We start from the raw sequence: 24,611 nt of genomic DNA, 5'->3' as shown, positions 1-24,611 counted from the left end.
CATCCCGCGGGCGCCGCAACTGAACGCGCAAGAAATCGGCAACGCCCTGTATGGCTTGCAGAAATTGACCGCCAGCGCCGGCACCGAAGCCGTACTGACCGCCCTGGCCGCGCACATCCGGCGAGCGACGCAACTGGACGGGCAAGGAATCGGCAACGCCCTGTATGGCTTGCAGAAATTGACCGCCAGCGTGGGCACCGAAGCCGTACTGACGGCCCTGGCCGCGCACATCCCGCGGGCGCCGCAACTGAGCGGGCAACAAGTTGGCAACGCCCTGTATGGTTTGCACAACCTGACCGCCAGCGCCGGCACCGAAGCCGTACTGACCGCCCTGGCTACGCATATCCCCCGCGCGGCGAAATTGACCGCGCAAGAAGTCAGCAACGCGCTGTACGGGTTGCAGAACCTGACCGCCAGCGCCGGCACCGAAGCCGTATTGAGCGCCCTGGCCGCGCACATCCCGGCGGCGCCGCAACTGAGCTGGCTGGAAGTCTGCAATGCGCTGTATGGTCTCCAACGGCTGGCGACAACACCCGGCGTGCAGTCGGTACTGCGGGCTTTGAGCGCTCATGTCCTAAGGCTTCCGCCAGTCGAACCGACAGCCGGGCGCACGTGGCTTGCAGAAGCGGTGAACAGCCTCGCGGTGCATCTGCGCGCGCCCGCAACGCTGGCGTTCCTTGCCGTACTTGCCGATAGGGCCGACATGTCGGTCGCTCACACCGCGTTCCCTCAGCTCCTTCGGGATGCGCATGTGGATGCGGCGTTGCTGGCGCTGCTGGATATCGATATCACCGCCGCGGACATCCAGATCGATTTGCATGGCCTGTCGCACAGCTTGTCACGGCGGCTTGTTGCAGCGGCGATAAGCCGGCTCGTGGGCGGCAATATGCCCTCCATGCCACACCAAAACCAGCTGACCATCATTTGCGGGCGCGGCTCACACAATCCGGTCCACCGCCACACCATGCGCCGGCTCGTGCTCGAGGAGCTAGCCAGGTTCGGTGTCGACGAGCCCGACTTGTCGGTTCCCGGTTGCGTGCGGGTTCGTCGCAGCCAAGGCACGTTCGCCAAGGCGGGTGGCGCTCGGGCGTGAAGGCACGTAGCCGAACGCCGGCCGGGCCGGCCACGTACCGCAGCGAATTCAATTTTTGCATACAAAAATTATATGCACTATAGTCGCTGACACGTTCGGACAATGTGCTGCGGACAATCCGGTCCGGCCAGCGCGACATGTCGAATCCGCTCCAACAGGGGGGCCTTCGGCATGCACGCCCCCGCCCTGTTCGGGCGGGGGCAAACGGACGCACGACCGCCGGCCGGCATCGAACGGCAACGGCAATCCTGAATCAACGAGATGGGCCGCCCGACAGGCATGGACCCGTCCATGGAGACAATGATGCAGCAACCCCATCCGTCGCCTTCGGCGGCCGGCAAACCCGCGCGCTCCGATGTTCGCCCCCTTCATGTCCGCCTTACGCGCTCCCTGTTCGGCCAGGTGCTGATCGCGCTGGTGCTCGGCACCGTGCTCGGTCTGGCCTTTCCGGAGTTCGCCGCCAAACTCAAGCCCCTGGGCGACGCCTTCATCAAGCTGATCAAGATGCTGATCGCGCCGATCGTGTTCTGCGTGGTCGTCGCCGGCATCTGCGGCGCCGGCGAGCTGAAGAAGGTCGGCCGCGTCGGCGTCAAGGCGGTGATCTATTTCGAGATCGTCACCACCATCGCGCTGGCGCTCGGCATCCTGCTGGCGTATGTGTTCGAGCCTGGCGCCGGCATGAACGTCAACCCGGCCTCGCTCGACGCCTCGGCGATGAGCGCCTACGTCGACAACGCAGCCAAGGTAGCCAGCGGCGGCACCGTCGACTTCCTGCTCAAGCTGATTCCGTCGACCATGATCGGCGCCTTCTCGTCGGGCGACGTGCTGCAGGTGCTGCTGGTCTCGGTGCTGTTCGGCTGCGCGCTGTCGCTGATCGGCGAGCCGGGCCGCCCGCTGGTCAGGCTGATCGACACCTTTTCGCAGGCGCTGTTCAAGATGATGAGCTTCATCATCAAGCTGGCGCCGCTCGGCGTGCTGGGCGCGGTGGCGTTCACCGTCGGCAAGTACGGCATCGGCTCGCTCAAGCAGCTGGGCTTCCTGGTGGTGCTGTTCTACGGCGCCGTCGTCGTGTTCGTGGCCGTGGTGCTGGGCACCGTGATGCGGCTGTCGGGCTTCTCGGTGTTCAAGCTGATCAAGTACCTGCGCGCCGAACTGCTGGTGGTGCTGGGCACCGCCTCGTCGGACAGCGTGCTGCCGCAGATCATGCGCAAGCTCGAGTTCATGGGCATCCGCAAGTCCGTGGTGGGCCTGGTGATTCCGACCGGCTACTCGTTCAACCTCGACGCGTTCTCGATCTATCTGACGCTGGCCGCGGTGTTCATCGCGCAGGCCACCAACACCGCGCTGTCGATGGCCGACCTGCTGGGCATCCTGGCCGTGGCGCTGGTGACCTCCAAGGGCGCGCATGGCATCCCGGGTTCGGCCATCGTGATCCTGGCCGCGACGCTGTCGGCCCATCCGGCGATTCCGGCGATCGGCCTGGTGCTGGTGCTGTCGGTCGACTGGTTCATCGGCATCGCCCGCGCGCTCGGCAACCTGATCGGCAACTGCGTCGCCACCGTGGTCGTTGCGGCCTGGGAAAAGGACATCGACCGCGAGCGCGCGCATGCCGTGCTCAACGGTGAGATCTCGGCCGCCGAACTGGACGAAGGGCTGAGCGCGCCGGCGCTGGACGGGCTGGACGCCGGTGGCGAGGCTGCGGCCCCCGGGTATGCGCCGGTGCCGGGTAAAGCCACGGGACGATAGAATTCGGCATTTCCCCCAAGCGCGCCGCCCGCGCTGCGCCCCATGCCCGAGCATATCGACCCTGCCATGACCGCCGAAGCGATCGCCGACGACATCGTCGCGGCGATCGTCTCGCACCGCCTGCCGCCCGGCACCAAGCTGCGCGAGGAGGCGTTGGCGGCGGTCTACCGGGTCAGCCGTACCAAGGTGCGCGCGGCGCTGCTGATGCTGTCCAAGGACAAGGTGATCCAGATCGTGCCCGACAAGGGCGCCTTCGTCGCCAAGCCCAGCGCCGAGGAGGCCCGCGAGGTCTTCGCCGTGCGACGCATTCTCGAGGCCGCGCTGGCGCGCGAGTTCGTCGCCCGTGCCACCGCCGCCGACTACAAACGGATCGACAAGCACCTGGCCGCCGAAAGGAAGGCACTGGCCGGCAACGACGCGCAGACCCGTACCCGCCTGCTCAGCGACTTCCATATCCTGCTGGCCGAGGTGGTCGGCAACAAGGTGCTGATCGAGATGTTGCACGAGCTGTCGATGCGCAGCGCGGTGATCACCATGCTGTACCAGTCGCGCCGGGACGCGGCGTGCTCGTCGGACGAACATCGCGAATTCATCGAAGCGGCCCGCGCCGGCGACACCGAGCGCGCCGTCGAACTGATGGTTGGCCACCTGAGCCATGTCGAAGGCGCGCTGCATTTCGACGAGGTACCGGCGCCGGCCGGCAAGGATCTGGTGGCGGCGCTGCTCGCCTGACGCCATCGTCCGCGGCGGGCCGCGTCAGCGCCGACGCCGCCGCGACCACCACCACAGCCCGTACACCGCGACATTGATCCCCACCACCGCCGCCCCCAGCCACAGCTGCGTCTCGCGCGTCAGCGCCTGCGGATACAGCAACGGCAGCAGATACTGCTCGACGAAGCCGCCGGCATAGCCCTGCTCGCCGGCGGCATGCCGCAGGCGGTTTTCCAGCGGCGTCAGCGGACAGATCCAGCCGGTCCATTCGACGGTGGCGCCCCACAGCGCGGCCGGCAGATGCAGCCATGCGACGCCCGGCCAGCGCCACAGCAGCACGCCGCCCGCGACCACGAAGGCCACGAACAGCAGATGCAGCAGCACCACGGCGTCGGCCAGCCAGGCGGCCATCGGCCCTCCTCTTCAGGCGCCCCGGATTCTTACGGACAGCCGGAGCGCGCGGTCCAGTAGCCCGGACGGTTGAACTCGGTCTTCAGGTGCTCGATGAAGAAGCGAATCTTCGCCGGCACCGGCCGCTGCTGCGGGTACACCGCCAGGATGTCGTAATCGGGCAAGGCGTACTCGTCCAGCACCGTGATCAGCTCCCCGCTCTCGAGCTGCGGCAGGATCTCCCACGTCGAGCGCCAGCCCAGCCCCAGTCCCTCGCAGGTCCAGCGGTGCAGCAGCTCGCCGTCGTTGCAGTCGAGGTTGCCGGTCACGCGCACGCTGACGGCCTTGCCGTTCTGCCGGAAGTACCAGCCGCGCTGCTGGCCGCCTTGCAGGTTGAACGCCAGGCAGTTGTGCTGCGCCAGGTCGTCGAGCGTGCGCGGCACGCCATGCCTGGCGAAGTAGGCCGGCGTGCCGCACACCACGCGCTTGTTGGTGGCCAGCTTGATCGCGACGAAATTCGGGTCGATCGCGCCGCCGATGCGGATGCCGACATCGTAGCCCTCCCGTACCAGATCGACCACGCGGTCGGTCAGGTTGAACGAGATCTGCACCTCGGGATTGCTGGCCAGAAACGCCGGCGCGTGCGGTGCCACATGCTTGCGGCCGAACGCCGCCGGTGCGGAGACGATCAGATGGCCGGTGGCCTTGTGGCGGCCTTCGGCGATCAGCATCTCGGCACGGTCCAGATCCGACAGTGCCTTCTTGCACTGCTCCATGAAAGCCGCGCCCTGCTCGGTCACGACGATGCGACGCGTGGAGCGGTGCAGCAATTTGACGCCGATGCGCGCCTCCAGCGCGTTGATGCGCCGGCCGATCATCACCGGCGTGACGCCCTGGGTCAGCGCGGCGGCCGCCATGCTGCCCTGCTCCACCACCGAGATGAAGGCTTCGATCTGTTTGAGTTTGTCCAACTTTTGTCTCCTCCCGCGCACGATTGTGCGCCGCGCCGCCAAGCCGCGGCATCCGCCACGCGCTATGCCGGCAATGCGCCGGTACGCATGACGTGCATGGCGCTGCCCAGCTGCTCGCCGGCCCCCGACAGTGCGCCGGCGCACGCGCCAGACGACATCATTCCAAACCTCAGGTATGGAATCAACTGATCTCTCTTCCCTTTATCGCAGCGCCAAGGCGGTAATAGGATCGACTCCAACGGAATTCATCACCATTGGAGACAGACATGCCGAAGATGAGAGCAGTGGACGCGGCGGTGGCCGTGCTGGAAAAGGAAGGCATCACCGTGGCGTTCGGCGTTCCGGGCGCCGCGATCAACCCGTTCTATTCGGCGATGCGCAAGACGGGCTCGATCGACCATTACCTGGCCCGCCACGTCGAGGGCGCCTCGCACATGGCCGAGGGCTATACCCGCGCCGAGGCCGGCAATATCGGCGTCTGCATCGGCACCTCGGGCCCGGCCGGCACCGACATGATCACCGGCCTGTACTCCGCCTGGGCCGACTCGATTCCCATCCTCTGCATCACCGGCCAGGCGCCGCGTGCGCGTCTGCACAAGGAAGACTTCCAGGCCGTCGATATCGAGTCGATCGCCAAGCCGGTCACCAAGTGGGCGGTCACCGTGCGCGAGCCGGCGCTCGTTCCGCAGGTCTTCCAGCAGGCTTTCCACCTGATGCGTTCCGGCCGTCCGGGTCCGGTGCTGATCGATCTGCCGTTCGACGTGCAGGTCGCCGAGATCGAGTTCGATCCGGAAACATACCAGCCGCTGCAGCCGTACAAGCCGGCCGCCTCGCGCGCGCAGATCGAGAAGGCGATCGCGATGCTGAACGCCTCGGCCAAGCCGCTGATCGTCTGCGGCGGCGGCGTGATCAATGCCGATGCGGCCGAGCTGCTGGTCGAGTTCGCCGAGCTCGTCAACGTGCCGGTGGTGCCGACGCTGATGGGCTGGGGCGTGCTGGCCGACGACCATCCGCTGCAGGCCGGCATGGTCGGGCTGCAGACCTCGCACCGCTACGGCAACGCGAACCTGCTGGCGTCGGACTTCGTGATGGGCATCGGCAACCGCTGGGCCAACCGCCACACCGGCAGCGTCGATGTCTACACCAAGGGCCGCAAGTTCGTGCACGTCGATATCGAACCGACGCAGATCGGCCGCGTGTTCGGCCCCGACCTGGGCATCGTCTCCGATGCCAGGCTCGCGCTGGAGCAGTTCGTCGAGGTCGCGCGTGAGATGAAGCAGGCCGGCCGGCTGCCGTGCCGCAAGGCGTGGGTCGCCGAGGTGCAGCAGCGCCGCCGCACCATGCACCGCAAGAGCGATTTCGACAACGTTCCGGTCAAGCCGCAGCGCGTCTATCGCGAGATGAACCAGTACTTCCCGCGCGACGTGCGCTACGTCAGCACGATCGGCCTGTCGCAGATCGCGGCGGCGCAGTTCCTGTCGGTCAACCAGCCGCGCCACTGGATCAATTGCGGCCAGGCCGGCCCGCTGGGCTGGACCATTCCGGCGGCGATCGGCGTCAAGGTCGCCTCGCCCGAATCGGACGTGGTGGCGATCTCCGGCGACTACGACTTCCAGTTCATGATCGAGGAACTGGCGGTGGCGGCCCAGTTCAAGGTGCCGTACATCCACGTGCTGGTGAACAACTCCTATCTCGGCCTGATCCGCCAGGCGCAGCGCAATTTCGAGATGGACTACTGCGTGCAGCTGGCCTTCGACAACGTCAATGCGCCGGAACTGAACGGCTATGGCGTCGACCACGTCAAGGTGGTCGAGGGCCTGGGCTGCAAGGCGATCCGCGTGTTCAAGCCCGAGGACATCGCGCCGGCCTTCGCCGAGGCGCGCGACCTGATGGCCGAGTTCTCGGTGCCGGTGGTGGTCGAGGTGATTCTGGAACGCGTGACCAATATCGCGATGGGCACCGAGATCGACAACATCAACGAGTTCGAGCCGATCGAGGATCGCGTCGACGAGGAAGCCGACACGGCGATTCTGAAAGAAGAAGCGGAAACGGCCTGACGCGCGCGCAGGCGGACGGGCGTCGATCGATCGGCGCGCCGTCCGCCGCCCTCGGACCGCAACGACATCCCCACCCAGACTGTTGGAGACATCCATGCCGAAACTGGCTGCCAACCTGACCATGCTGTTCAACGAGGTCGGCTTCCTCGACCGCTTCGAAGCCGCCGCGCGCGCGGGCTTTCGCGGCGTCGAATTCCTGTTCCCCTATGCCTTTCACGCCGATCAGATCGCCGATCGGCTCAACCGCTTCCAGCTCGACCTGGTGCTGCACAACCTGCCGGCCGGCAAGTGGGAAGCCGGCGAGCGCGGCATCGCCTGCCATCCGGATCGCGTCGGCGAATTCCAGGACGGCGTCGGCGATGCGATCCAGTACGCCAAGGTGCTCGGCGTGCAGCAGCTGAACTGCCTGGTCGGCATCCTGCCGCAGAACGTCAGGCGCGAGCAGGCGCAGGAGACGCTGGTGGAGAACCTGCGCTTTGCCGCCCGCAAGCTGGCCGCCGAGAAGATCGACCTGTTGATCGAGCCGATCAACACCTTCGACATTCCAGGCTTCTTCCTGTCGCGCACGCAGCAGGCGCTCGACCTGATCGCCCAGGTCGGCGAGCCCAATCTGTACGTGCAGTACGACATCTATCACATGCAGCGGATGGAGGGCGAGATCGCCGCGACGCTGAAGGCCAACCTGCCGCGCATCAAGCATGTGCAGCTGGCCGACAACCCCGGCCGCAACGAGCCGGGCACGGGTGAGCTGAACTACGGTTTCCTGTTCCAGTGGCTTGACCAGATCGGCTACGCGGGCTGGGTCGGCTGCGAATACAAGCCGCGCACGACCACCGAGGCGGGACTGGGCTGGCGCGCGCAGTTCGGCGTGCAGTAAGTCCGGCCACAACCGCTTTCTGCGCTGATCGTAGGGCTCCCCTCTCCCGCCTTGCGGGAGAGGGGAGAACACCCTCTGCGATGGAACCGTCCACGCACTGCCCCAACAATCAGATCCGATTTCATTCATCACCAAATCCAAGGAGACTCACCATGGCAAACCAACGCAACGTCGGCTTCATCGGCCTGGGCATCATGGGCGCGCCGATGGCCGGCCACCTGCGCGCGGCCGGCCACACGCTGTTCGTCCATGACGTCAATCCCGCGCCGCAGGCCCTGGTCGACGCCGGCGTCACGGTCTGCACCAGCGCGGAGGAAGTGGCCAAGCGCGCCGACATCGTGATCATCATGGTGCCCGACACCCCGCACGTCGAAAGCGTGCTGTTCAGCGAGAAGGGCGTGGCCGCCGCGCTGAAGGCGGCCGGCAAGGAAGCCTCGCACAGCAAGATCGTGGTCGACATGAGCTCGATCTCGCCGATCGCCACCAAGGACTTCGCCGCGCGCATCAACAAGCTGGGCGCGGCCTATCTCGACGCGCCGGTGTCGGGCGGCGAAGTGGGCGCGAAGGCGGCCACGCTGACCATCATGGTCGGCGGCCCGGCCGAGGCCTTCGAGGAGGTCAAGCCGCTGTTCGAACTGATGGGCAAGAACATCACGCTGGTCGGCGGCAACGGCGACGGCCAGACCACCAAGGTCGCCAACCAGATCATCGTCGCACTGAACATCCAGGCGGTCGCCGAGGCGCTGCTGTTCGCCTCGAAGGCCGGCGCCGATCCGGCCAAGGTGCGCCAGGCGCTGATGGGCGGCTTCGCGTCGTCGCGCATCCTGGAAGTGCACGGCGAACGGATGGTCAAGCGTACCTTCGATCCGGGCTTCCGCATCGAGCTGCACCAGAAGGACCTGAACCTGGCGCTGCAGGGCGCCAAGGCGCTGGGCGTGGCGCTGCCCAACACCGCGACCGCGCAGGAGCTGTTCAACACCTGCGCCGCCAACGGCTTCGGCAAGCAGGATCACTCGGCGCTGTGCCGCGCGATCGAGCTGATGTCGAACCATACGATCGCGAAGTAAGCAGCCACGCGGGGGCGTCTTGATGGCGCTCTCGCATTGCCCAAGCATTGCGTCGCCCCCGCGAAGGCGGGAATGACGTGTCGAATCGCCCTGTTTATCCCGCACCCGCCATGTATTCCGATTCCCACGCCGCCCTGCTGACGCCGCAGCGTTCCGACAGCCTGGCCGATCCCCGCGCGCTGCTGCGCGAGTTGTTCGACACCGCGGTCGCTGCGGTCAGCCCGGGCCAATGCCTGCCGCCGCAACTGCCATCGCCGCCGAAGGGCCGCACCGTGGTGATCGGCGCGGGCAAGGCCGCCGCGTCGATGGCGCAGGCGGTCGAGGCCAACTGGCAGGGCGAACTGTCGGGACTGGTGGTCACGCGCTATGGCCATGGCGCGCCGTGCTCGCGCATCGAGGTCGTGGAGGCCGCGCATCCGGTGCCCGACGCGGCGGGGCAGCAGGCGGCGCAGCGCATGGTCGAGATGGTCAAGGGACTGAGCGCCGACGACCTGGTGCTGTGCCTGATCTCGGGCGGCGGCTCGGCGCTGCTGGCCGCGCCCGCACCCGGCCTGACGCTGGCCGACAAGCAGGCCGTCAACAAGGCGCTGCTGCGCAGCGGCGCCAATATCGGCGAGATGAACTGCGTGCGCAAGCATCTGTCCGCGCTCAAGGGCGGCAGGCTCGCGCTGCAATGCGCGCCGGCGCGCGTCGAGACGCTGCTGATCTCCGACATTCCGGGCGACGATCCGACGCTGATCGCCAGCGGCCCGACGTTGCCCGATGCCACCACCTGCGCCGACGCGCTGGCGGTCATCGACAAGTACGGCATCGAGGTGCCGGCGGCCGTGCGCGCGCATCTGGAGAGCGGCGCCGGCGAAACGCCCAAGCCCGGTGACCCGCGCTTCGACGGTCATCGCAGCGTGACGCTGGCCACCGCGCAGCAGTCGCTGGAGGCCGCCGCCGCGCGTGCCCGTGCGCTCGGCATCGAGGCCCATATTCTTTCGGATTGCATCGAGGGCGAAGCGCGCGAGGTCGCGCTGGTCCATGCGGCACTGGCGCGCCAGGTCGCGCAGCGCGGCCAGCCGTGGCGCAAGCCGTGCGTGCTGCTGTCGGGCGGCGAGACCACCGTGACGGTGCGCGGCAACGGACGCGGCGGACGCAATGCGGAATTCCTGTTGTCGTTGGCCGTCGCGCTCGACGGCCTGCCTGGCGTGCATGCGATCGCCGCCGACACGGACGGCATCGACGGCTCCGAAGACAACGCCGGCGCGCTGCTGTCGCCCGACACGCTGGCTCGCGCGGCCGCGCGCGGCGTGTCGGCGCGCGCTTGCCTGGCCGACAACGACGGCTACGGCTTCTTTGCCGCGCTGGACGATCTGATCGTGACCGGGCCGACGCGCACCAACGTCAACGACTTCCGCGCGATGCTAATTCTTTGACGATGGCGCTGCGACGTCGCGACGCCTGCCGAGGTCGGCAAAGACGGCAGCCACGGCATCGGCAATCCCCACCGCAACGACATCGAATCGCCGCTGGCACGCCAGCGTGCCGCATCACCCCGCAACACCGCAACACTGCCAATACCGCACCAGGAGACACCATGAGACGCCAGCGCAAAGCCAAGATCGTTGCCACGCTCGGACCGGCGAGCACCGATATCGCGGTGATCCGGCAACTGTTCGAGGCCGGCGCCGACGTGTTCCGGCTGAACTTCAGCCACGGCACGCACGAGGACCATCGCCAGCGCTATCAGGCGGTGCGCCAGGTCGAGGCCGAGACCGGCCGCCCGATCGCGGTGCTGGCCGATCTGCAAGGACCGAAGCTGCGCATCGGCACCTTCGCGGTCGGCAAGGTCGCGGTCAAGGCCGGCGATCCGTTCGTGCTCGACAGCGACCCGACGCCCGGCGACGCGACGCGCGTGCATCTGCCCCACCCCGAACTGTTCCGCGTCGCCGCACCCGGCCAGTCGCTGCTGATCGACGACGGCAAGGTGCAGCTGCGGATCGAATCGGTGTCGGCGGGCAGCATCGTCACGCGGGTGGTCAATCACGGCACGCTGTCGGATCGCAAGGGCGTCAACGTGCCGGACGCGGTGATTCCGATTCCCGCGCTGACCGACAAGGATCGCCGCGATCTGGAATTCGCGCTGTCGCTCGGCGCCGACTGGATCGCGCTGTCCTTCGTGCAGCGTCCCTCGGACATCGTCGAGGCGCGCGAGATCATCGGCACGCGCGCGGGCGTGCTGTCGAAGATCGAGAAGCCGGCCGCGCTGCAGCAGCTCGACGAGATCGTGCGGGTGTCGGACGCGGTGATGGTCGCGCGCGGCGACCTCGGCGTGGAACTGCCGCCGGAGCGCGTGCCCGGCGTGCAGAAGCGCATCCTGCGTGTCTGCCGCCAGCTCGGCAAACCGATCGTGATCGCCACGCAGATGCTCGAATCGATGATCGACTCGCCGGTGCCGACGCGCGCCGAGGCATCCGACGTCGCCAGCGCGATCTACGACGGCGCCGACGCGGTGATGCTGTCGGCCGAATCGGCCAACGGCCGTCATCCGGTGCCGGCGGTCGCGATGATGAACCGCATCATCACCGAGGTCGAACGCGACCCGCTCTATCGCAATCTGCTCGACGCCCAGCACGAGGCCCCGCTGTCCACTCGCCAGGACGCGATCTGCGCCGCGCTGCGCGAGGTCACGCAGATCATCGGCGCGGCGGCGACGGTCACCTATACGTCGTCCGGCGCCACGGCATTGCGCGCCGCGCGCGAGCGGCCGTGCGCGCCGATCGTCAGCATCACGCCGCATGTCGAGATCGCGCGGCGGCTGGCGCTGGCCTGGGGTGTGCATTCGACCGTCAGCCCGGACGTGCAGAGCGTCGACGAGATGGTCGATGCCGCGACCCGCGCGGCACTGGCCGAAGGCTATGCGCAGCCGGGCGATCAGATCACGATCGCAGCCGGCATGCCGTTCGGCCAGGGCGGCACCACCAATCTGCTGCGGGTCGCCGAGGTCGGCGGCAGCAAGGTGCCGGCCACCGTCGCGATCGAGGCTGCCAGCGCCGTGCCCGCATAACGCGGCCGCGCTCCTGCGCAAACCCGCGTCCGTGCCGCCATTGCCGGTGCCGCCATTGCTATACTTGGCGGCACTTCGCGGCCGGGTCTTCCTTCGCCCGTTTTCCGTGGCCGCGCACCTGAACCAGCGGAGCCACCATGCGCCTTGACGACGAAGCCGAAAGCCAACACGTGGAAGACCGGCGAGGCGGCAGAGGCTTCGGTGCCGGCCCCAAGACGATCGGCATCGGCACCATCCTGGTGGCGCTCGCCGCCTCGTATTTCTTCGGCATCGATCCCACCGTGATCATGCAGGGCGCCTCGGTGCTGCAGCAGTCCGAAGCGCCCCAGCAGCAGGCCAACCAGGGCCCACCCGCCAGCGATCCGATGTCCGTGTTCGTGCGCAAGGTGCTCGGCAGTACCGAGCGCACCTGGTCGCGGCTATTCGAAACCGAGCTGAACCGGCGCTACGAGCCGCCGACGCTGGTGCTGTTCACCGGCGCCACGCAGACGGCCTGCGGCATGGGCCAGTCCGCGATGGGACCCTTCTATTGCCCGGCCGACCAGAAGGTCTATATCGATCTGGCGTTCTACGACGAACTGCGCAAGCGCTTCGGCGCGGCCGGCGACTTCGCCCAGGCCTATGTGATCGCGCACGAGGTCGGCCATCACGTGCAGAACCTGCTGGGCGTGGCCGACAAGGTCGACAGCGCGCGTCGCCGCATGGGCGAGGCGCAGGCCAACCAGTTGTCGGTGCGGATGGAACTGCAGGCCGATTGCCTGGCCGGCGTCTGGGCCGCGGCCGCGCAACGCGCCAATCAGCAGCTGCTCGAACCCGGGGACATCGAAGAAGGGCTGCAGGCGGCCGCCGCGATCGGCGACGACCGTCTGCAGCGGCAGTCGCAAGGCTATGTCGTGCCGGAAGCCTTCACGCACGGCACCAGCGAGCAGCGCGTCCGCTGGCTGCGGCGCGGGCTCGAATCGGCCGATATCGGCCGCTGCGACGCCTTCGCGGCGCGCCAGTTGTAGCGCGCGCCCGGCTCGGCGAGCCACCGTACTGCGGAATAAAAAACACCCACCCGGAGAGAGAGAGAAGGAGGAAAGGAGGTCAACCGGGCAGGTGGGAGATAAACCGGTGTGGCCGGCGCGCTGGCGCGGCGGTGGCTTGACGTGGCCACCGGGAACGCGGCGCCGGCCCGGCGTCAGACGCGATAGCCGTACAGCGAGCCGTCACCGCTGCGGGCGTTGTCCAGCGAGGTGGCGGCAATCTCGCCGCTGGGCGCCCGGGCGCCTTCGCTGAAGCTGTCGAACTGCCCCTGGCGCGTGCCTTCGCTGTAGGGATCGAAATTGCCCTGACGGGCCCCTTCGCTGAAGGTATCGAACTTGCCCTGGCGGGCGCCGTCGGTGAAGGTGTTGAACTTGCCGGCGCGCAGCGCATCGGCATAGACGTCGAACTTGCCGACCTTGCTGGAGGTGGCGGGCGCTGCCACGGCGACCGCCGAGGTCGCGGCCACGATGGCGGCCAGCGCGCCGCCGATGATACGGCTGGTGATCATTTGGGACTCCTTCAACTGAGCTTTGTCTTGTGTGTCAGCTACCTGCTGCCCCTGAGCGATCTATGTCGCCATGTGAGCACGGGTTGAAGGTTAGTCCCTGGTCCTGCAGCCACAAATGGGGCTGCGACGAATGGTGCGTTGCGCGCCGTGAAACGTCATCGTGGCGGAACAAGCGGCGCCCCGGGGCGAGGCGCCGCGGCCCGGGCCGCCGGCCCGTTACCGCCGAACTACAGCGTGAACTGCCCGTTGGCCTCGGGCTGATAGGACAGCTCGAGCACCGTGACCCGCTGTTCGCGGCCGTCCGGCAGCCGGTAGCTGACCGACTCGCCGGCCCGGGCGCCCAGCAGCGCCTGGCCGACCGGCGAGAACACCGAGATCCGGCCCGCCTCGAAATCCGCGTTGTCGGGGTACACCAGCGTCCACTCGCGTGGCGCCGGATCGCCCTCCAAAGCGCAGCGCACCGTCGAGTTCATCGTCACCACGTCCTGTGGAATCGCGTCGGGCGGCACGATCGCCGCGCGCGCCAGCAGGTCGTCCAGCATCTCGGCGATGCCGTTGGCAGGCGCCCGGCTGGCGATGCGCTCCAGTCGGGTCACGTCGAGTTCGGTCAGGTACAGCGTGGGCTGCAGCGAAGCGGATGCGTTCATGGCGGCTCCTGTATTGGTTTGCGCGCCGCGGGGCGCGCTTGTCTTGCTTGTCTGGTGAATTCGGCCGGATCGGCGTCAGCGTGGCGATGGTGCCGGTGGACGCACGGCGCGCGGCTCGGTAGAGCGGCACGCCTGGCAGAAACACGATCCGGAAAAGGAGGCTCGGGCCCGGTTCGGCTGGCCCGGCGCGACTGCGGTGCGGCTAGGCTGGGAACCGGGCGGGATCAAGCGGGGCGGAGATTCGGCGCGTGATCCGGCGGGAAGGGGTGGCGGCCAGGCCGGCCGCCATGCGCGGTGCGCGCATCAGCGCAGCGCGCATCCGGGCCGCGTTCGCGATCTGCTGCGCCACGCGCACGCCGGCCAGCCGGGCAAGGCGGCGGGCCTGGGCGAACGAGACGAAGCGGCGAGCGAACATCGACAATGGGTTCGGTTTGGGGACGCGGCCTGGCGGGCCGTGGTCCCGAACGTTGTAATCGGGAAACTAAAACCGGCGGCTCAAAAAAAAAGCGGACGCGACGAATCGCGTGACCGGTTAGCGGGATGCTAGCACAGCACCGGCGAAGCGGCGCGGCCCCGGACCGCCGAGGTTCAGTGCGGGCGCCCGGCTTCGGTGCGGTGGCACTCGCATGGCCCGCCGCCGGCCGCCTGCTGCAGGTTCTGCAGGATGCCGCATTCGCTGGCGCGGTGGCCTCGGTGGCCTTCCTCGCAGGTATGGCGCAGCGCGCGCAACTGGCTCTCCAGCGCCTCCAGCGCCAGGCGCTGCGCGTGGATCTGCTCGATCTGCCGGTCCAGCAGCGCATTGATGCCGTCGCAGGCCGCGCTCGGGTCGCGCGCAAAATCGCGCAGCCGGCGCACGTCGGACAGGCTCATGCCGAGCGAGCGGCAATGGCGGACGAAGTTCAGCTGCACCAGATGGGCGTCGCCGTAGCGCCGATAGCCGTTGTCCTCGCGCTGGGGCGCATCGAGCAGCCCTTCGCGCTCGTAGTAGCGGATCGTTTCCGCGTCGCAGCCCGACTGGCGGGCCAGTTCTCCGATTCTCATGACGATTACCTTGTAGCGTTTACAGGGTTTTCAAGGGGCAGTGTAGTTCAGGGGGGAAGCCGTTTGCCTGTGACCCGGTTCCTGCAGTGGTCTCTGGCCCGCTCGGTTGCTCGGAAGCCGCTGGGCCCCCGCCTTCGCGGGGCGACAAGAATTCACCGGTTTCGCGCGCGAATGGCGCGTTCGTATCTCGGGTAGAATCGGCGCAACCGGGTCGGCCGAGAAGCTGGCCCGGATTGCTTTCGATAACCCCACGCGAACCTCGTGCTGCGCTCCGCCATCTTCGTGCGATCGCTGCAGCGGCTGCTCCGGCTGTCGCTGTTGCCGCTGCTGCTTGCCCTGCTGCCCCTGCATGGCTGGGCAGGCGCCGGCCTGCCCGCGAGCGACAGGGGGGCGCAGGGGATCGGATCCGTAGCGATCATCGACGCCATCGAGGTCATCGACAGCATCGACTCGGCCGTGGCCAGCGCCACCGCCGCCTCCCCGAGCGCCAACGGCGATGCGACACCGGACTCCGGCGCGCCCACGCCCTCCCCGTTCGCCGAAGTCGGCGAAGCGGCGCCGTCGGGGGCTGACCTCGCCGAACAGTTGCTGCTTCCTTCCGCGCCCGCCATGACGGACGCCGGCGGCCGCACCGGCCCGCCGGCCTACGCCGCGCTGCGGCTGCCCGAACCCGACCTGCCCCTGCTGCCGCGCCCGCCGCGCGGCTGATTCCGGCCGTCCGCGCCGATTCCGAACCCGAAGCCCCGTGATCGCTCACGGGCCTTCGCCATGCGGCCCTGTCCGCGCCTTTTTCCCTGCTGACTGAACCAAGATGAAACGCGTCCTGCTTTTCCTGGCGACCAACCTCGCCGTCATGATCGTGCTGAGCATCACCGCGAGCCTGCTCGGGGTGAATCGCTTCCTGACCGCCAACGGCCTGAACCTCGGCACGCTGCTCGCCTTCGCCGCGCTGATGGGCTTCGGCGGTGCGTTCATTTCGCTGCTGATGTCCAAGACCATCGCCAAATGGTCGACCGGCGCGCAGGTGATCACCCACCCCAGCACCAGCACCGAACTGTGGCTCGTGCAGACCGTCGAGAAGCTGGCGCAGCGCGCCGGCCTGCCGATGCCCGAAGTCGCCATCTACGAGGGCGAACCCAACGCCTTCGCCACCGGCGCGACCAAGAACAGCTCGCTGGTCGCGGTCTCGACCGGCCTGCTGCAAAGCATGTCGCGCGAGGAGGCCGAGGCCGTGCTGGCGCACGAGGTCGCGCACGTGGCCAATGGCGACATGGTGACGCTGACGCTGATCCAGGGCGTGGTGAACACCTTCGTGATCTTCCTCGCCCGCGTGGTCGGCTACTTCGTCGACTCGATGTTGCGCCGTAACGACGAGGAGTCGAGCGGCCCCGGCATCGGCTACATGGTCACCGTGATCATCTGCGAAATCGTGTTCGGCATCCTGGCCAGCCTGATCGTCGCCGCGTTCTCGCGCTACCGCGAGTTCCGCGCCGATGCCGGTGCTGCCCGGCTGATGGGCACGCCGTCGCCGATGGTCTCGGCACTGCGCCGCCTGGGCGGCATGGAAAGCGACGGCCTGCCGCAGAACATGCAGGCGATGGGCATCTCGGGCGGCAAGTCGTGGATGGCGCTGTTCGCCAGCCACCCGCCGATCGAGGCCCGGATCGCGGCGCTGCAAGGCACCCGCTGATCCCGAGCATCGGCAACCGGCCGCGGCCGCCGCATCAGGCGGCCGCGTTCACCGGTTCCCGCGGCGGCGCCTGCGTCGGCGTTTGCGTTTGCGTTTGGGTTGACTGCGCGCGGAACGCGGCGCGATAGCGTTCCGGCGTGGTGCGCAGGTGCCGCAGAACGGCCTGCCGCATGCCGTCGGCGCTGCCGAACCCCGCCATGCGCGCCACCGTCTCGAGCCGCCGGTCGCTCTGTTCCAGCATCCGGCGCGCTGCCTCGACCCGCTGCGTCTCGACATAACGCGCCGGCGTCTGCCCCACCTGCCGGGCGAACACCCGCGCAAAATTGCGCGGGCTCATCGCCACGCGCTCGGCCAGCGCGCCGACCGACAGGTCCGCGTCCAGATGGTCGGCGATCCATCCCTGCAGCTCCCTCAGTTCCGGACTCTGCGCCGCCTGCGCCTGCAGCGCGCTGGAGAACTGCGCCTGGCTGCCCGGCCGGCGCAGAAACAGCACCAGTTCGCGCGCCACCGCCAGCGAGGTGGCGTGGCCCAGATCGTCCTCGACCAGCGCCAGCGACAGATCCATGCCGGCGGTGACGCCCGCCGAGGTGTACAGGCGCCCGGCCTGTATCCAGATCGGATCGGCATCGACCATCACGCGCGGATGCCGCCGCGCCAGCTTCTCGGCATGGCGCCAGTGCGTGGTGGCGCGCTGCGTATCGAGCAGCCCGGTGCGCGCCAGCACGAAGGCGCCGGTGCAGACCGCACCCAGCCGGCGCACGCGCGGCGCCATCTCGCGCAGCCAGTGGATCAGCGCGGCGTTGTCGGCGGCGGCCGCATGGCCGGCGCCGCCCGCCAGCAGCAGCGTGTCGACCGGTCCCGGCAGCGTCTCGGCGATGCGGTGGAAGGGCGCATCGGCCAGCAGCCGGATGCCGCTCTCGGTGCGGATCACCGCATCGTCGCTGACGCTGGCGACGCGAATGTGATACGCGGGGCCGGGCCGGCCGGACAGGCGGTTGGCCTGGCCGAACACCGCGGTCGGACCGGTGACGTCGAGCTCCTGCGCGGGGTCCGGTGCGACGATCAGCACCACGCGCGGCGTGTCGGGGACGGAATGCAGATGGGCGGGCATGGCGGTATCGGGCAAGGTCCTGATCAGGGCGAGCGTGAAGGCCGGGATGCGGCCGATCATACCGGCGCCAGCGCCCGGCTGCGCCGCTGCCAGCCCAGCGTGATCAGCAGCGCCACGGCCAGTGCCGGCAAGGCGGCCAGGTTCACCGCATCCCAGCCGTAGTGGTGCAGGATCTGCCCGGCCGCCAGCGTCGCGACGGCGGTCAGCACCGCGGTCGAGAACTCCGCCACCGCTTGCGTCCGCGCGCGCTCGGCATCGCGATAGCTGCTGGTCAGCAACGTGGTGCCGCCGACGAACATGAAATTCCAGCCGACGCCAAGGCACAGCAAGGCGGCATAGAAGGCCGGCAGCGACGTCGAGGCCAGCGCGATCACGCTGGACAGCGCCGACAGGCCGATCCCGGCCATCAGCATCGCCGGATTGCCGAAGCGCTGCAGCAGCCAGCCCGATACGAAGGACGGCGCATACATGCCGACCAGGTGCCACTCGATGATCTGCGCGCCCTGGGCGATCGTGTGGCTGCACGCTACCGCGGCGATCGGCGTGGCGGTCATCACGAACATCATCACGGCGTTGCCGATGCCGTTGTTGGCGAAGGCCGCCAGGAACACCGGCTGGCGCACGATCTCGCCGAGCGGCCGGGCGGGCAACTGCGAGTCCGGGTTGCTGCCGGCCGGCGGCGGAGGCGGCTCGCGATACGCCAACGCCAGCAGCAGTACCGTCGCCACGCCGAAGGCCGCGACCACGGCGTACGAGCCGGCGAACGGCAGCGGGCTCATCAGGTCGGTAGACCAGGCCGCAATGGCCGGACCGCAGACCGCGGCCACCACGCCGCCCGTCAGCACCGCCGAGATCGCGCGCGGCTTGTCGGCGGCCGGTGCGGCATCGGCGGCGGCCAGCCGATAGAAGCGCGCGAAGGCCTGGAACACGCCGACCAGCGCGGTGCCGGCGCAGAAGGCGATGAAATCGTGATGGGCGATGGCCCAGACCGAGATCAGGCCGCCCGCGGTACAGGCGATACCGCCCAGGCAGAAGGCCAGCCGCCGTCCGAGCCGTTCGATCAGAAAGGCCGCCGCAATCGCGGTGACCGCCGACGCCACCGTGATCAGCGCGAACGGCACCGTGGCCAGCGCCTTGTCGGGCGCCAAGGTATAGCCGACCAGGCCGGTCAGCGTCAGGTCGACCGACAGCGCGGACGTGAACAGCGCCTGGCAGATCGCCAGCACGCGGGCATGGGACATCGGGGACATCGGCTTCATCGGGACTTTCCTCGGATTTCCTGTGGATTGGCAGGGATGCCACCGAGCTTAAAAGTCCCGTTGCCTGGCCTTCGGACAACGATCCGTGGATTCCTGCCAAGCTGCCACGCCGACGAGGGGTGCCGACAGGCTTTCGGCCGTTGGGGACCGCAGTAAATCGTCAGGGGATGGGTTCGGGACCCGGGAAGCCGGACCGTCGCCTTAATCGGCGACCCGGCCGCGCAATGCCTTGATCTGGCTGCGCTGCGTCTTGCCTTCCAGCCGCCGCATCTTCGACGCCAGCGTCGGACGCGTCGGCCGGCGCACGGGCGGCGGCACCGCGACGCTATCGACCAGCTCATGCAGTCGGCGCACCGCTTCGTCGCGATTGAGTTCGAGACTGCGATGCTGCTGCGCCTTGATCACGATCACGCCGTCGCGGGTGATGCGGTGATCGTGCAATTGCAGCAGTCGCTGCTTGTGGTCGTCGGCCAGCGACGACGCGCGGACATCGAAGCGCAGATGCACCGCGTTCGACACCTTGTTGATGTTCTGCCCGCCCGCCCCCTGGGCGCGGATCGCGGTGATCTGGTACTCGTGGTGGGGGATGGCGACGGGCATGGTCGGGCAACTGGGGGCGTGACGGCGTGCTTCAAGGTCAGGCCGGCGCGTGTCGGGCAAAGTTCCGGCGGGGCCAAGGCGCCGGACGCGGGCGATGCGGGCGCTATCCCCGCAGTCTCGCGGCCCAGTCCTCGACCGCGCCGCTCTGACGGCGGCGCTCGAACAGTCGCCGCCACGAATCGACCAGTGGCAAGGCCAGTACCGCATCAAGCAACTCGGCGTCGGTTTCGCGATCGCGTACCAACCCGGCCAGGCGCGCCACCGACCACTCCGCATGCGGCCGTTCCAGCAGGACCGCCACGTCGCCCGCCTGCAGCTTGCCCGGCTCCAGCACGCGGAAATACCAGCCGACGCGCAGGCTCTGCTGCACCAGCGCCGACATGTCGTCGCGCCCGAATCGCACGTTCAGCTTCCAGCACGGTTGGCGGGGCTGCGACACCTGCAAGGTCGCCGAGCCGATCCGCCAGACGTCGCCCAGGCAGACGTCATGCTCGTCGCCGCCCGCCCAGCTCAGGTTCTCCCCGAACGCGCCGGCGCGCTCGAGCACCGGCAAGGGGCCGATGTCGTGCCGCCAGCCCGCGTAGTGCTGCCATGGATAGCAATGGACCGCCTTCTCGGGACCGCCGTGGATCCGGCGATCGCCCTGCTCGTCGCCTTGCAGGCCAAGCGTGTCGACGAAGATCGGGCTATCGATCGGCTGCTTGTCGATCGCGCTCTGCTTGCCCGGCTTGCTGGGCCCGCCATAAGGCTTGGCGGTGCCGGTCAATACCGCGCGGATCGTGACCTGGGACGGGCTCACGGCGGACTCTCCTGGACGGTGGGATAGGGGCTGACGCCGGCGGAACAGCGGGCGTGCATCGAGCCGGCAAGTGTAGCGCCGAACACTGCCAGCCGCCGGCCGTCGCGTGCTCAGTAGCCGGTGGCCTTGACCGCCTTCAGGAAGCCGTTCAGCGAACGGTCGGGGGTCTCGTGGAAATGGTCGTCCAGCATCCGGATTGCCCGGCAGCGATCCAGGCGGAAGCTGCGATAGTCCTCGCGCGCGGTGCACCACGCCGCCAGCAGCCAGACATTGCCCCAGAAGAACAGACCCAGCGGCTGCACCACGCGCTCGGTCAGGCGCTGCTGCGCGTCGCAGTAATCGAGCCGCAACAGCCGCTGCGCGCCCATCGCCCCATGCACCACGTCGAAGGCCTCCCGCACCTTGCTGTCGTGCATATAGATCGGCGCAAAGACCCGGCTCTGCTGCGCCGACAGCCGACGCGTCGGCGGCAGCGCCGCCATCAGCTTCTCCAACGCCGGATCGGCAGCCGCGGCCAGCGCGCCGCCGCCCCAGGCCTTCAGCATCCGCAGCCCGGCCACCAGCGCCTCGACCTCGATGCCGGAGAACATCAACGGCGGCACATCGAAGTCCGCCCGCAGCCGATAACCGATCCCGGCCTCGCCCTCGATCGGCACACCGGAAATCGACAGCGCCTGAATGTCCCGATAAACGGTGCGCTCGGACACGCCAAGCCGCTGCGCCAGCAGCGCCGCCGTGGTCAGACGGCGGCCGCGCAGGACCTGGACGATCTGGAACAGGCGGTCGGCGCGGCGGCTCATCGGCGTGGGACGGTCAGGGTCAGCGGTTGGCGGCCACCGGCTCGTGCAGGCCGATCTTGTTGCCTTCGCTGTCGATGATGTGGGCAATCCGGCCGATCTCGTCCGGCAGCTCCATCGGGCCAAATACGGTCTTGCCACCCGCGCCGGCCACGCGCGCCAGCAGGTCATTGAGCGCCGACGTATGCAGATAAGGCAGGCTGCCCTCGGTACTCGGCCGGAAACCTTCGCCGGCCACCAGCGCGCCACCCGAATGGGAATGCGGAAAGATTGCCATATCGATCTCGCTCATCGTTTCCCGGCGCAACTGCGTCTCGAATACCCGCTCGTAGAACTGCACGGCGCGCGCCATATCGATGACGGGAATCTCCAGCCAGTTGATCAGAACGTTTTGCATGATGCCACCTCGGTGGTCGTTGAAGGAGACCGCAGTTTGCGAGGGGGCTGCTGACAGCGTGGTGTCAGGAGCTATGGCGGATGGGCCGGACACACGGGAACCACGCGAACGGCACTTCCCGTGTGGACACATCGCGACCGTGTCACATATTGCGAATTTGCGGCAGTTTCCTTACCAGCTATGTCAACATAGCGGAGTACCATGTTGTCATAGCCAACAGCCCGTCTTGTCATCCGATCGTATGCAGCTTGACATCGACGTCGTACGGTTCCTGAGCACGCAGTTTGCCGAGCGCTCCGAAGTGGCGCTCGCGGGCCCACTTCAACAGGAACGAGGCATTTCCCGTCAGGCGGCGGCGGCCATGCTCTCTCGTCTTGTCCACCGCGGCTATCTGCATCCCGGCAGCGGACAACGTCCGAAGACATACGCGTTGAGCACGTTGGCGCATCTGGACAAGACCTTCCCGCTCGCGGGCCTGGAGGAACACGTCGTCTGGGCAGAGCATGCAAAGCCGTATCTTGCCGATCACGTCTCGCCGGAGTCGTTGGGCATCTGGGAGTATGGGATCACTGAAATGGTCAACAACGCCATTGACCATTCTCAAGGGACAACCCTGCGGGTCCAGTTATTTGTGAACGCCGCCTATGGCAGTTGCTTGATCACGGACGACGGGGAAGGAATCTTCCGCCGTATTACCCGCCTATGCAAACTGCCAGATGAGCGTCAAGCGATTCTGGAATTGGCAAAAGGGAAGCTGACGACAGATCCAGGCAATCATTCCGGCGAAGGAATTTTCTTTTCTTCGCGCGCTTTCGATTCCTACGGCATTTTCTCCGGCGGACTGGTTTTCGACCATGTCCATGACGGACCGGATCTGCTGTTGGAACATGGATATGAAGACGTGAAAACGCAGGGGACCACCGTATATATGCGACACGGCAATGCATGCCCGCGCGCTCTGCGGGAAGTCTTTGACCAGTTCGCGGAGCCGGACGAGTACACCTTCAGCAAGACCATAGTTCCTGTTCGCCTCGCGAAGATGGGCGCCGAAAGTCTGCTGTCGCGTTCGCAGGCGCAGCGACTTCTTGCCCGAATAGACCGGTTCAAGACGGTGATTCTCGATTTCGACGGCGTGGAAACGATCGGCCAGGCGTTCGCCGACGAGATTTTCCGGGTCTTCCAGCGGAATCATCCTGATGTCGAACTCCTTACCAGGAGCACAAACGATCAGATCCAGAACATGATTCGCCGTGCGCGGGCACACGATAACCAAGGCTGACAGGTCGATTCGCCAGAGTCACGTAGACTCGCCGCCCGCCAGCGCAAGGGATGGGGAAATTTGGCGCGCCCGGCTGGGATCGAACCAGCAACCCCTGCCTTCGGAGGGCAGTACTCTATCCATTGAGCTACGGGCGCACGAGAGGCGGCGGGAGCCGCGCGGTCGACTGCGGCGAGCGCCGCTGTCGGAAAGTCGCATAGGATACCGTGTTTGCCGTAGCGCGTCCATGCCGATGCACGATTTCGCGGGGCCTACGGGTTTCGTCCGAGGCGCTTTTCGCGCCATCGGGAGGGGCTTTACGGCTATAATCGCCCGTTATTTGCGCAAAAGCGGGGCTGCGTCTCGTCCACACGGACGGCGCGCCAGGCGGCATGGGGTGTGGCTGTCAGGCTCGGCAGACTCGGATGCGCGGAGGGGGCGGCAGTCAGGCCCAAGACACGGACCAACGAAAGGCCGCCAAGCGGAGCGGTCACGGGTTTCCTGCAAAATCGAGAGTTCAGCATGAGCGACGTCCATAACGAACACGAGTCTCCCATCAAGACCCCGAAGCAGCTGATCGCTGTGGTGATTGCCGCCTTCGTGGTGCCGATCACCGTGATCATTCTGCTGGTCAGCTTCGTCGGCTACGGTGGCCCGGAAGGCGCCGGCTCCACCGATACGGCCGAAGCGGTGGTTGACCGCATCAAGCCGGTGGCCTCGCTCGAGCTGCGCGATCCCAATGCGCCGCGCGTCTTCAAGACCGGCGAACAGGTCTATACCGCCGTCTGCGCGGCCTGCCACGCCACCGGCGCGGCCGGTGCGCCGAAGTTCGGCGCCGCTGGCGACTGGACTGCCCGCCTGGGCCAGGGCTATGACGGCCTGATGAAGTCGGTGGTTGCCGGCAAGGGCGCGATGCCGCCGCGCGCCGGCACCTCGCCGGACGATTTCTCCGATTACGAACTGGCCCGTGCGATGGTGCATCTGGTGAACTCGGCCGGCGGCAAGCTGCAGGAACCTGCGGCGCCGGCCCCTGCCGCTGCGACCACTGCTGCCGCTTCGGAGCCTGCCGCACCGGCGGCTGACGCTGCAGCGGCCGCTCCGGCTCCTGCCGCCGCTGCTCCCGCGGCACCGGCTGCTCCTGCTCCGGCAGCAGCCGCACCGGCACAAACGACCGCTGCAGCTGCGCCCGCCGCGGCTTCGGCCGAAGTTGGCAAGCGCGTCTACGATCAGGTCTGCGCCGCGTGCCACGCCGCCGGCGTTGCCGGTGCGCCGAAGGTCGGCGACAAGGCCGCCTGGGCGCCTCGGATCAAGGAAGGCATGGACGCCGTCCACAACTTCGCGCTGAAGGGCAAGGGCGTGATGCCGCCGAAGGGTGGTTATGCCGGCCCGGACGCCGACGTGATCGCGGCCGCCGACTACATGGTCAACGCCTCGAAGTAAGGCTGCAGCCGAGGGCGCCGTTGCGGCGCCCTCCCCGGCAGGACAACAAAAAGCCAGCGGCATGCCGCTGGCTT

At 67.8% G+C, this 24,611-nt stretch carries 25 protein-coding genes and 1 tRNA gene; 13 read left to right on the top strand and 13 right to left on the bottom strand.

Features of this window, described 5'->3' with window-relative positions; all coding sequences use genetic code 11:
• The 3 genes from J5T34_RS15010 to J5T34_RS15000 all read left to right on the top strand — a co-directional run.
• A partial coding sequence (locus J5T34_RS15010) for a hypothetical protein (RefSeq protein ID WP_208580420.1) occupies positions 1 to 1,093 on the top strand: 1,093 nt, incomplete at its 5' end.
• Positions 1,094 to 1,396: 303 nt separating this feature from the next.
• Positions 1,397 to 2,839, top strand: a complete 1,443-nt coding sequence (locus J5T34_RS15005; protein WP_208580419.1) for a C4-dicarboxylate transporter DctA — start codon at positions 1,397 to 1,399, stop codon at positions 2,837 to 2,839.
• 42 nt (positions 2,840 to 2,881) lie between these two features.
• Complete coding sequence (locus J5T34_RS15000) at positions 2,882 to 3,571, top strand: GntR family transcriptional regulator (RefSeq protein WP_208580418.1); 690 nt, start codon at positions 2,882 to 2,884, stop codon at positions 3,569 to 3,571.
• A 24-nt stretch (positions 3,572 to 3,595) separates the two neighbouring features.
• Here the strand turns inward: J5T34_RS15000 and J5T34_RS14995 are convergent, their stop codons facing one another.
• Positions 3,596 to 3,961 (bottom strand): DUF2784 domain-containing protein, encoded by a 366-nt coding sequence (locus J5T34_RS14995; RefSeq protein WP_208580417.1) that lies wholly within the window; start codon positions 3,959 to 3,961, stop codon positions 3,596 to 3,598.
• 29 nt (positions 3,962 to 3,990) lie between these two features.
• Positions 3,991 to 4,911: a LysR family transcriptional regulator gene (locus tag J5T34_RS14990; protein ID WP_208580416.1), complete on the bottom strand. Its 921-nt coding sequence runs from the start codon at positions 4,909 to 4,911 to the stop codon at positions 3,991 to 3,993.
• Positions 4,912 to 5,177: 266 nt separating this feature from the next.
• Between J5T34_RS14990 and gcl the strand changes: the two genes are divergently transcribed.
• The 6 genes from gcl (at position 5,178) to ypfJ (ending at position 12,971) form a co-directional block, all read left to right on the top strand.
• Positions 5,178 to 6,968 (top strand): glyoxylate carboligase, encoded by a 1,791-nt coding sequence (gcl, locus tag J5T34_RS14985; RefSeq protein WP_208580415.1) that lies wholly within the window; start codon positions 5,178 to 5,180, stop codon positions 6,966 to 6,968.
• A gap of 94 nt (positions 6,969 to 7,062) precedes the next feature.
• Positions 7,063 to 7,845 carry a hydroxypyruvate isomerase gene (gene hyi / locus J5T34_RS14980; RefSeq protein WP_208580414.1) on the top strand — a complete coding sequence of 261 codons (783 nt, stop codon included), beginning with the start codon at positions 7,063 to 7,065 and terminating at the stop codon, positions 7,843 to 7,845.
• Positions 7,846 to 7,925: 80 nt separating this feature from the next.
• On the top strand, positions 7,926 to 8,912 hold the full coding sequence (gene glxR, locus J5T34_RS14975; protein WP_279633782.1) for a 2-hydroxy-3-oxopropionate reductase: 987 nt from the start codon (positions 7,926 to 7,928) through the stop codon (positions 8,910 to 8,912).
• 110 nt (positions 8,913 to 9,022) lie between these two features.
• Positions 9,023 to 10,333 (top strand): glycerate kinase type-2 family protein, encoded by a 1,311-nt coding sequence (locus J5T34_RS14970; protein WP_208580413.1) that lies wholly within the window; start codon positions 9,023 to 9,025, stop codon positions 10,331 to 10,333.
• Between the two features lie 161 nt (positions 10,334 to 10,494).
• Positions 10,495 to 11,964 (top strand): pyruvate kinase, encoded by a 1,470-nt coding sequence (gene pyk, locus J5T34_RS14965; protein WP_208580412.1) that lies wholly within the window; start codon positions 10,495 to 10,497, stop codon positions 11,962 to 11,964.
• Positions 11,965 to 12,101: 137 nt separating this feature from the next.
• The gene (gene ypfJ / locus J5T34_RS14960; protein ID WP_174105962.1) at positions 12,102 to 12,971 is read left to right on the top strand and encodes a KPN_02809 family neutral zinc metallopeptidase; all 870 of its coding nucleotides are present in this window, start codon (positions 12,102 to 12,104) and stop codon (positions 12,969 to 12,971) included.
• Positions 12,972 to 13,144: 173 nt separating this feature from the next.
• Here ypfJ and J5T34_RS14955 read toward each other — a convergent pair whose 3' ends face one another.
• The 4 genes from J5T34_RS14955 to J5T34_RS14940 form a co-directional block, all read right to left on the bottom strand.
• Positions 13,145 to 13,498: a hypothetical protein gene (locus J5T34_RS14955; protein ID WP_208580411.1), complete on the bottom strand. Its 354-nt coding sequence runs from the start codon at positions 13,496 to 13,498 to the stop codon at positions 13,145 to 13,147.
• A 227-nt stretch (positions 13,499 to 13,725) separates the two neighbouring features.
• On the bottom strand, positions 13,726 to 14,145 hold the full coding sequence (rnk, locus tag J5T34_RS14950) for a nucleoside diphosphate kinase regulator (protein WP_174105963.1): 420 nt from the start codon (positions 14,143 to 14,145) through the stop codon (positions 13,726 to 13,728).
• Between the two features lie 202 nt (positions 14,146 to 14,347).
• Positions 14,348 to 14,560: a hypothetical protein gene (locus J5T34_RS14945; RefSeq protein ID WP_208580410.1), complete on the bottom strand. Its 213-nt coding sequence runs from the start codon at positions 14,558 to 14,560 to the stop codon at positions 14,348 to 14,350.
• Between the two features lie 173 nt (positions 14,561 to 14,733).
• Positions 14,734 to 15,186, bottom strand: coding sequence for a Cd(II)/Pb(II)-responsive transcriptional regulator (locus tag J5T34_RS14940; RefSeq protein WP_208580409.1), 453 nt, complete (start codon positions 15,184 to 15,186; stop codon positions 14,734 to 14,736).
• 261 nt (positions 15,187 to 15,447) lie between these two features.
• Between J5T34_RS14940 and J5T34_RS14935 the strand changes: the two genes are divergently transcribed.
• Both J5T34_RS14935 and htpX read left to right on the top strand, forming a co-directional pair.
• Entirely contained in the window at positions 15,448 to 15,894 is a 447-nt protein-coding gene (locus J5T34_RS14935) for a hypothetical protein (protein ID WP_208580408.1), read from the top strand.
• 103 nt (positions 15,895 to 15,997) lie between these two features.
• On the top strand, positions 15,998 to 16,876 hold the full coding sequence (gene htpX, locus J5T34_RS14930; protein ID WP_208580407.1) for a protease HtpX: 879 nt from the start codon (positions 15,998 to 16,000) through the stop codon (positions 16,874 to 16,876).
• A 34-nt stretch (positions 16,877 to 16,910) separates the two neighbouring features.
• Here the strand turns inward: htpX and J5T34_RS14925 are convergent, their stop codons facing one another.
• From J5T34_RS14925 to J5T34_RS14900, 6 genes are all read right to left on the bottom strand, one after another.
• On the bottom strand, positions 16,911 to 17,987 hold the full coding sequence (locus J5T34_RS14925; RefSeq protein WP_208580421.1) for a GlxA family transcriptional regulator: 1,077 nt from the start codon (positions 17,985 to 17,987) through the stop codon (positions 16,911 to 16,913).
• A 56-nt stretch (positions 17,988 to 18,043) separates the two neighbouring features.
• On the bottom strand, positions 18,044 to 19,246 hold the full coding sequence (locus tag J5T34_RS14920) for an MFS transporter (protein ID WP_208580406.1): 1,203 nt from the start codon (positions 19,244 to 19,246) through the stop codon (positions 18,044 to 18,046).
• Between the two features lie 201 nt (positions 19,247 to 19,447).
• Positions 19,448 to 19,846 (bottom strand): alternative ribosome rescue aminoacyl-tRNA hydrolase ArfB, encoded by a 399-nt coding sequence (gene arfB / locus J5T34_RS14915; RefSeq protein ID WP_208580405.1) that lies wholly within the window; start codon positions 19,844 to 19,846, stop codon positions 19,448 to 19,450.
• A 103-nt stretch (positions 19,847 to 19,949) separates the two neighbouring features.
• Positions 19,950 to 20,645: an MOSC domain-containing protein gene (locus J5T34_RS14910; RefSeq protein WP_208580404.1), complete on the bottom strand. Its 696-nt coding sequence runs from the start codon at positions 20,643 to 20,645 to the stop codon at positions 19,950 to 19,952.
• Between the two features lie 110 nt (positions 20,646 to 20,755).
• Positions 20,756 to 21,445 carry a helix-turn-helix transcriptional regulator gene (locus J5T34_RS14905; RefSeq protein WP_208580403.1) on the bottom strand — a complete coding sequence of 230 codons (690 nt, stop codon included), beginning with the start codon at positions 21,443 to 21,445 and terminating at the stop codon, positions 20,756 to 20,758.
• Positions 21,446 to 21,464: 19 nt separating this feature from the next.
• Positions 21,465 to 21,839 carry a VOC family protein gene (locus J5T34_RS14900; protein ID WP_208580402.1) on the bottom strand — a complete coding sequence of 125 codons (375 nt, stop codon included), beginning with the start codon at positions 21,837 to 21,839 and terminating at the stop codon, positions 21,465 to 21,467.
• 241 nt (positions 21,840 to 22,080) lie between these two features.
• Between J5T34_RS14900 and J5T34_RS14895 the strand changes: the two genes are divergently transcribed.
• Complete coding sequence (locus J5T34_RS14895; RefSeq protein WP_208580401.1) at positions 22,081 to 23,118, top strand: STAS-like domain-containing protein; 1,038 nt, start codon at positions 22,081 to 22,083, stop codon at positions 23,116 to 23,118.
• A 61-nt stretch (positions 23,119 to 23,179) separates the two neighbouring features.
• On the opposite strand, the gene J5T34_RS14890 is transcribed toward J5T34_RS14895, so the two are convergent.
• Positions 23,180 to 23,255: transfer RNA gene (locus J5T34_RS14890), tRNA-Arg, on the bottom strand.
• Positions 23,256 to 23,619: 364 nt separating this feature from the next.
• On the opposite strand from J5T34_RS14890, the gene J5T34_RS14885 reads away from it, so the two are divergent.
• Positions 23,620 to 24,537 (top strand): c-type cytochrome, encoded by a 918-nt coding sequence (locus tag J5T34_RS14885; protein WP_208580400.1) that lies wholly within the window; start codon positions 23,620 to 23,622, stop codon positions 24,535 to 24,537.
• The last annotated feature ends 74 nt before the right edge of the window (positions 24,538 to 24,611 follow it).

The sequence above is a fragment of the Cupriavidus gilardii genome, from assembly GCF_017598945.1.
In the GTDB taxonomy this organism is placed as follows: domain Bacteria; phylum Pseudomonadota; class Gammaproteobacteria; order Burkholderiales; family Burkholderiaceae; genus Cupriavidus; species Cupriavidus gilardii_E.
Note: the sequence above shows the minus strand (reverse complement) of the source record. Positions and strands in the feature narration are given on the sequence as shown.

What these genes read in the sequence shown, in the direction of transcription:
- J5T34_RS14970 (WP_208580413.1), top strand. Translation starts at nt 9,023, where the DNA reads ATGTATTCCGATTCCCACGCCGCCCTGCTGACGCCGCAGCGTTCCGAC.
- htpX (WP_208580407.1), top strand. Translation starts at nt 15,998, where the DNA reads ATGAAACGCGTCCTGCTTTTCCTGGCGACCAACCTCGCCGTCATGATC.
- glxR (WP_279633782.1), top strand. Translation starts at nt 7,926, where the DNA reads ATGGAACCGTCCACGCACTGCCCCAACAATCAGATCCGATTTCATTCA.
- J5T34_RS15000 (WP_208580418.1), top strand. Translation starts at nt 2,882, where the DNA reads ATGCCCGAGCATATCGACCCTGCCATGACCGCCGAAGCGATCGCCGAC.
- J5T34_RS14895 (WP_208580401.1), top strand. Translation starts at nt 22,081, where the DNA reads ATGCAGCTTGACATCGACGTCGTACGGTTCCTGAGCACGCAGTTTGCC.
- rnk (WP_174105963.1), bottom strand. Translation starts at nt 14,145, where the DNA reads ATGAACGCATCCGCTTCGCTGCAGCCCACGCTGTACCTGACCGAACTC.
- J5T34_RS14885 (WP_208580400.1), top strand. Translation starts at nt 23,620, where the DNA reads ATGAGCGACGTCCATAACGAACACGAGTCTCCCATCAAGACCCCGAAG.
- hyi (WP_208580414.1), top strand. Translation starts at nt 7,063, where the DNA reads ATGCCGAAACTGGCTGCCAACCTGACCATGCTGTTCAACGAGGTCGGC.
- J5T34_RS14905 (WP_208580403.1), bottom strand. Translation starts at nt 21,445, where the DNA reads ATGAGCCGCCGCGCCGACCGCCTGTTCCAGATCGTCCAGGTCCTGCGC.
- J5T34_RS14925 (WP_208580421.1), bottom strand. Translation starts at nt 17,987, where the DNA reads ATGCCCGCCCATCTGCATTCCGTCCCCGACACGCCGCGCGTGGTGCTG.
- J5T34_RS14995 (WP_208580417.1), bottom strand. Translation starts at nt 3,961, where the DNA reads ATGGCCGCCTGGCTGGCCGACGCCGTGGTGCTGCTGCATCTGCTGTTC.
- arfB (WP_208580405.1), bottom strand. Translation starts at nt 19,846, where the DNA reads ATGCCCGTCGCCATCCCCCACCACGAGTACCAGATCACCGCGATCCGC.
- J5T34_RS14945 (WP_208580410.1), bottom strand. Translation starts at nt 14,560, where the DNA reads ATGTTCGCTCGCCGCTTCGTCTCGTTCGCCCAGGCCCGCCGCCTTGCC.
- J5T34_RS14920 (WP_208580406.1), bottom strand. Translation starts at nt 19,246, where the DNA reads ATGAAGCCGATGTCCCCGATGTCCCATGCCCGCGTGCTGGCGATCTGC.
- J5T34_RS14900 (WP_208580402.1), bottom strand. Translation starts at nt 21,839, where the DNA reads ATGCAAAACGTTCTGATCAACTGGCTGGAGATTCCCGTCATCGATATG.
- J5T34_RS15005 (WP_208580419.1), top strand. Translation starts at nt 1,397, where the DNA reads ATGCAGCAACCCCATCCGTCGCCTTCGGCGGCCGGCAAACCCGCGCGC.
- ypfJ (WP_174105962.1), top strand. Translation starts at nt 12,102, where the DNA reads ATGCGCCTTGACGACGAAGCCGAAAGCCAACACGTGGAAGACCGGCGA.
- gcl (WP_208580415.1), top strand. Translation starts at nt 5,178, where the DNA reads ATGCCGAAGATGAGAGCAGTGGACGCGGCGGTGGCCGTGCTGGAAAAG.
- J5T34_RS14955 (WP_208580411.1), bottom strand. Translation starts at nt 13,498, where the DNA reads ATGATCACCAGCCGTATCATCGGCGGCGCGCTGGCCGCCATCGTGGCC.
- J5T34_RS14940 (WP_208580409.1), bottom strand. Translation starts at nt 15,186, where the DNA reads ATGAGAATCGGAGAACTGGCCCGCCAGTCGGGCTGCGACGCGGAAACG.
- pyk (WP_208580412.1), top strand. Translation starts at nt 10,495, where the DNA reads ATGAGACGCCAGCGCAAAGCCAAGATCGTTGCCACGCTCGGACCGGCG.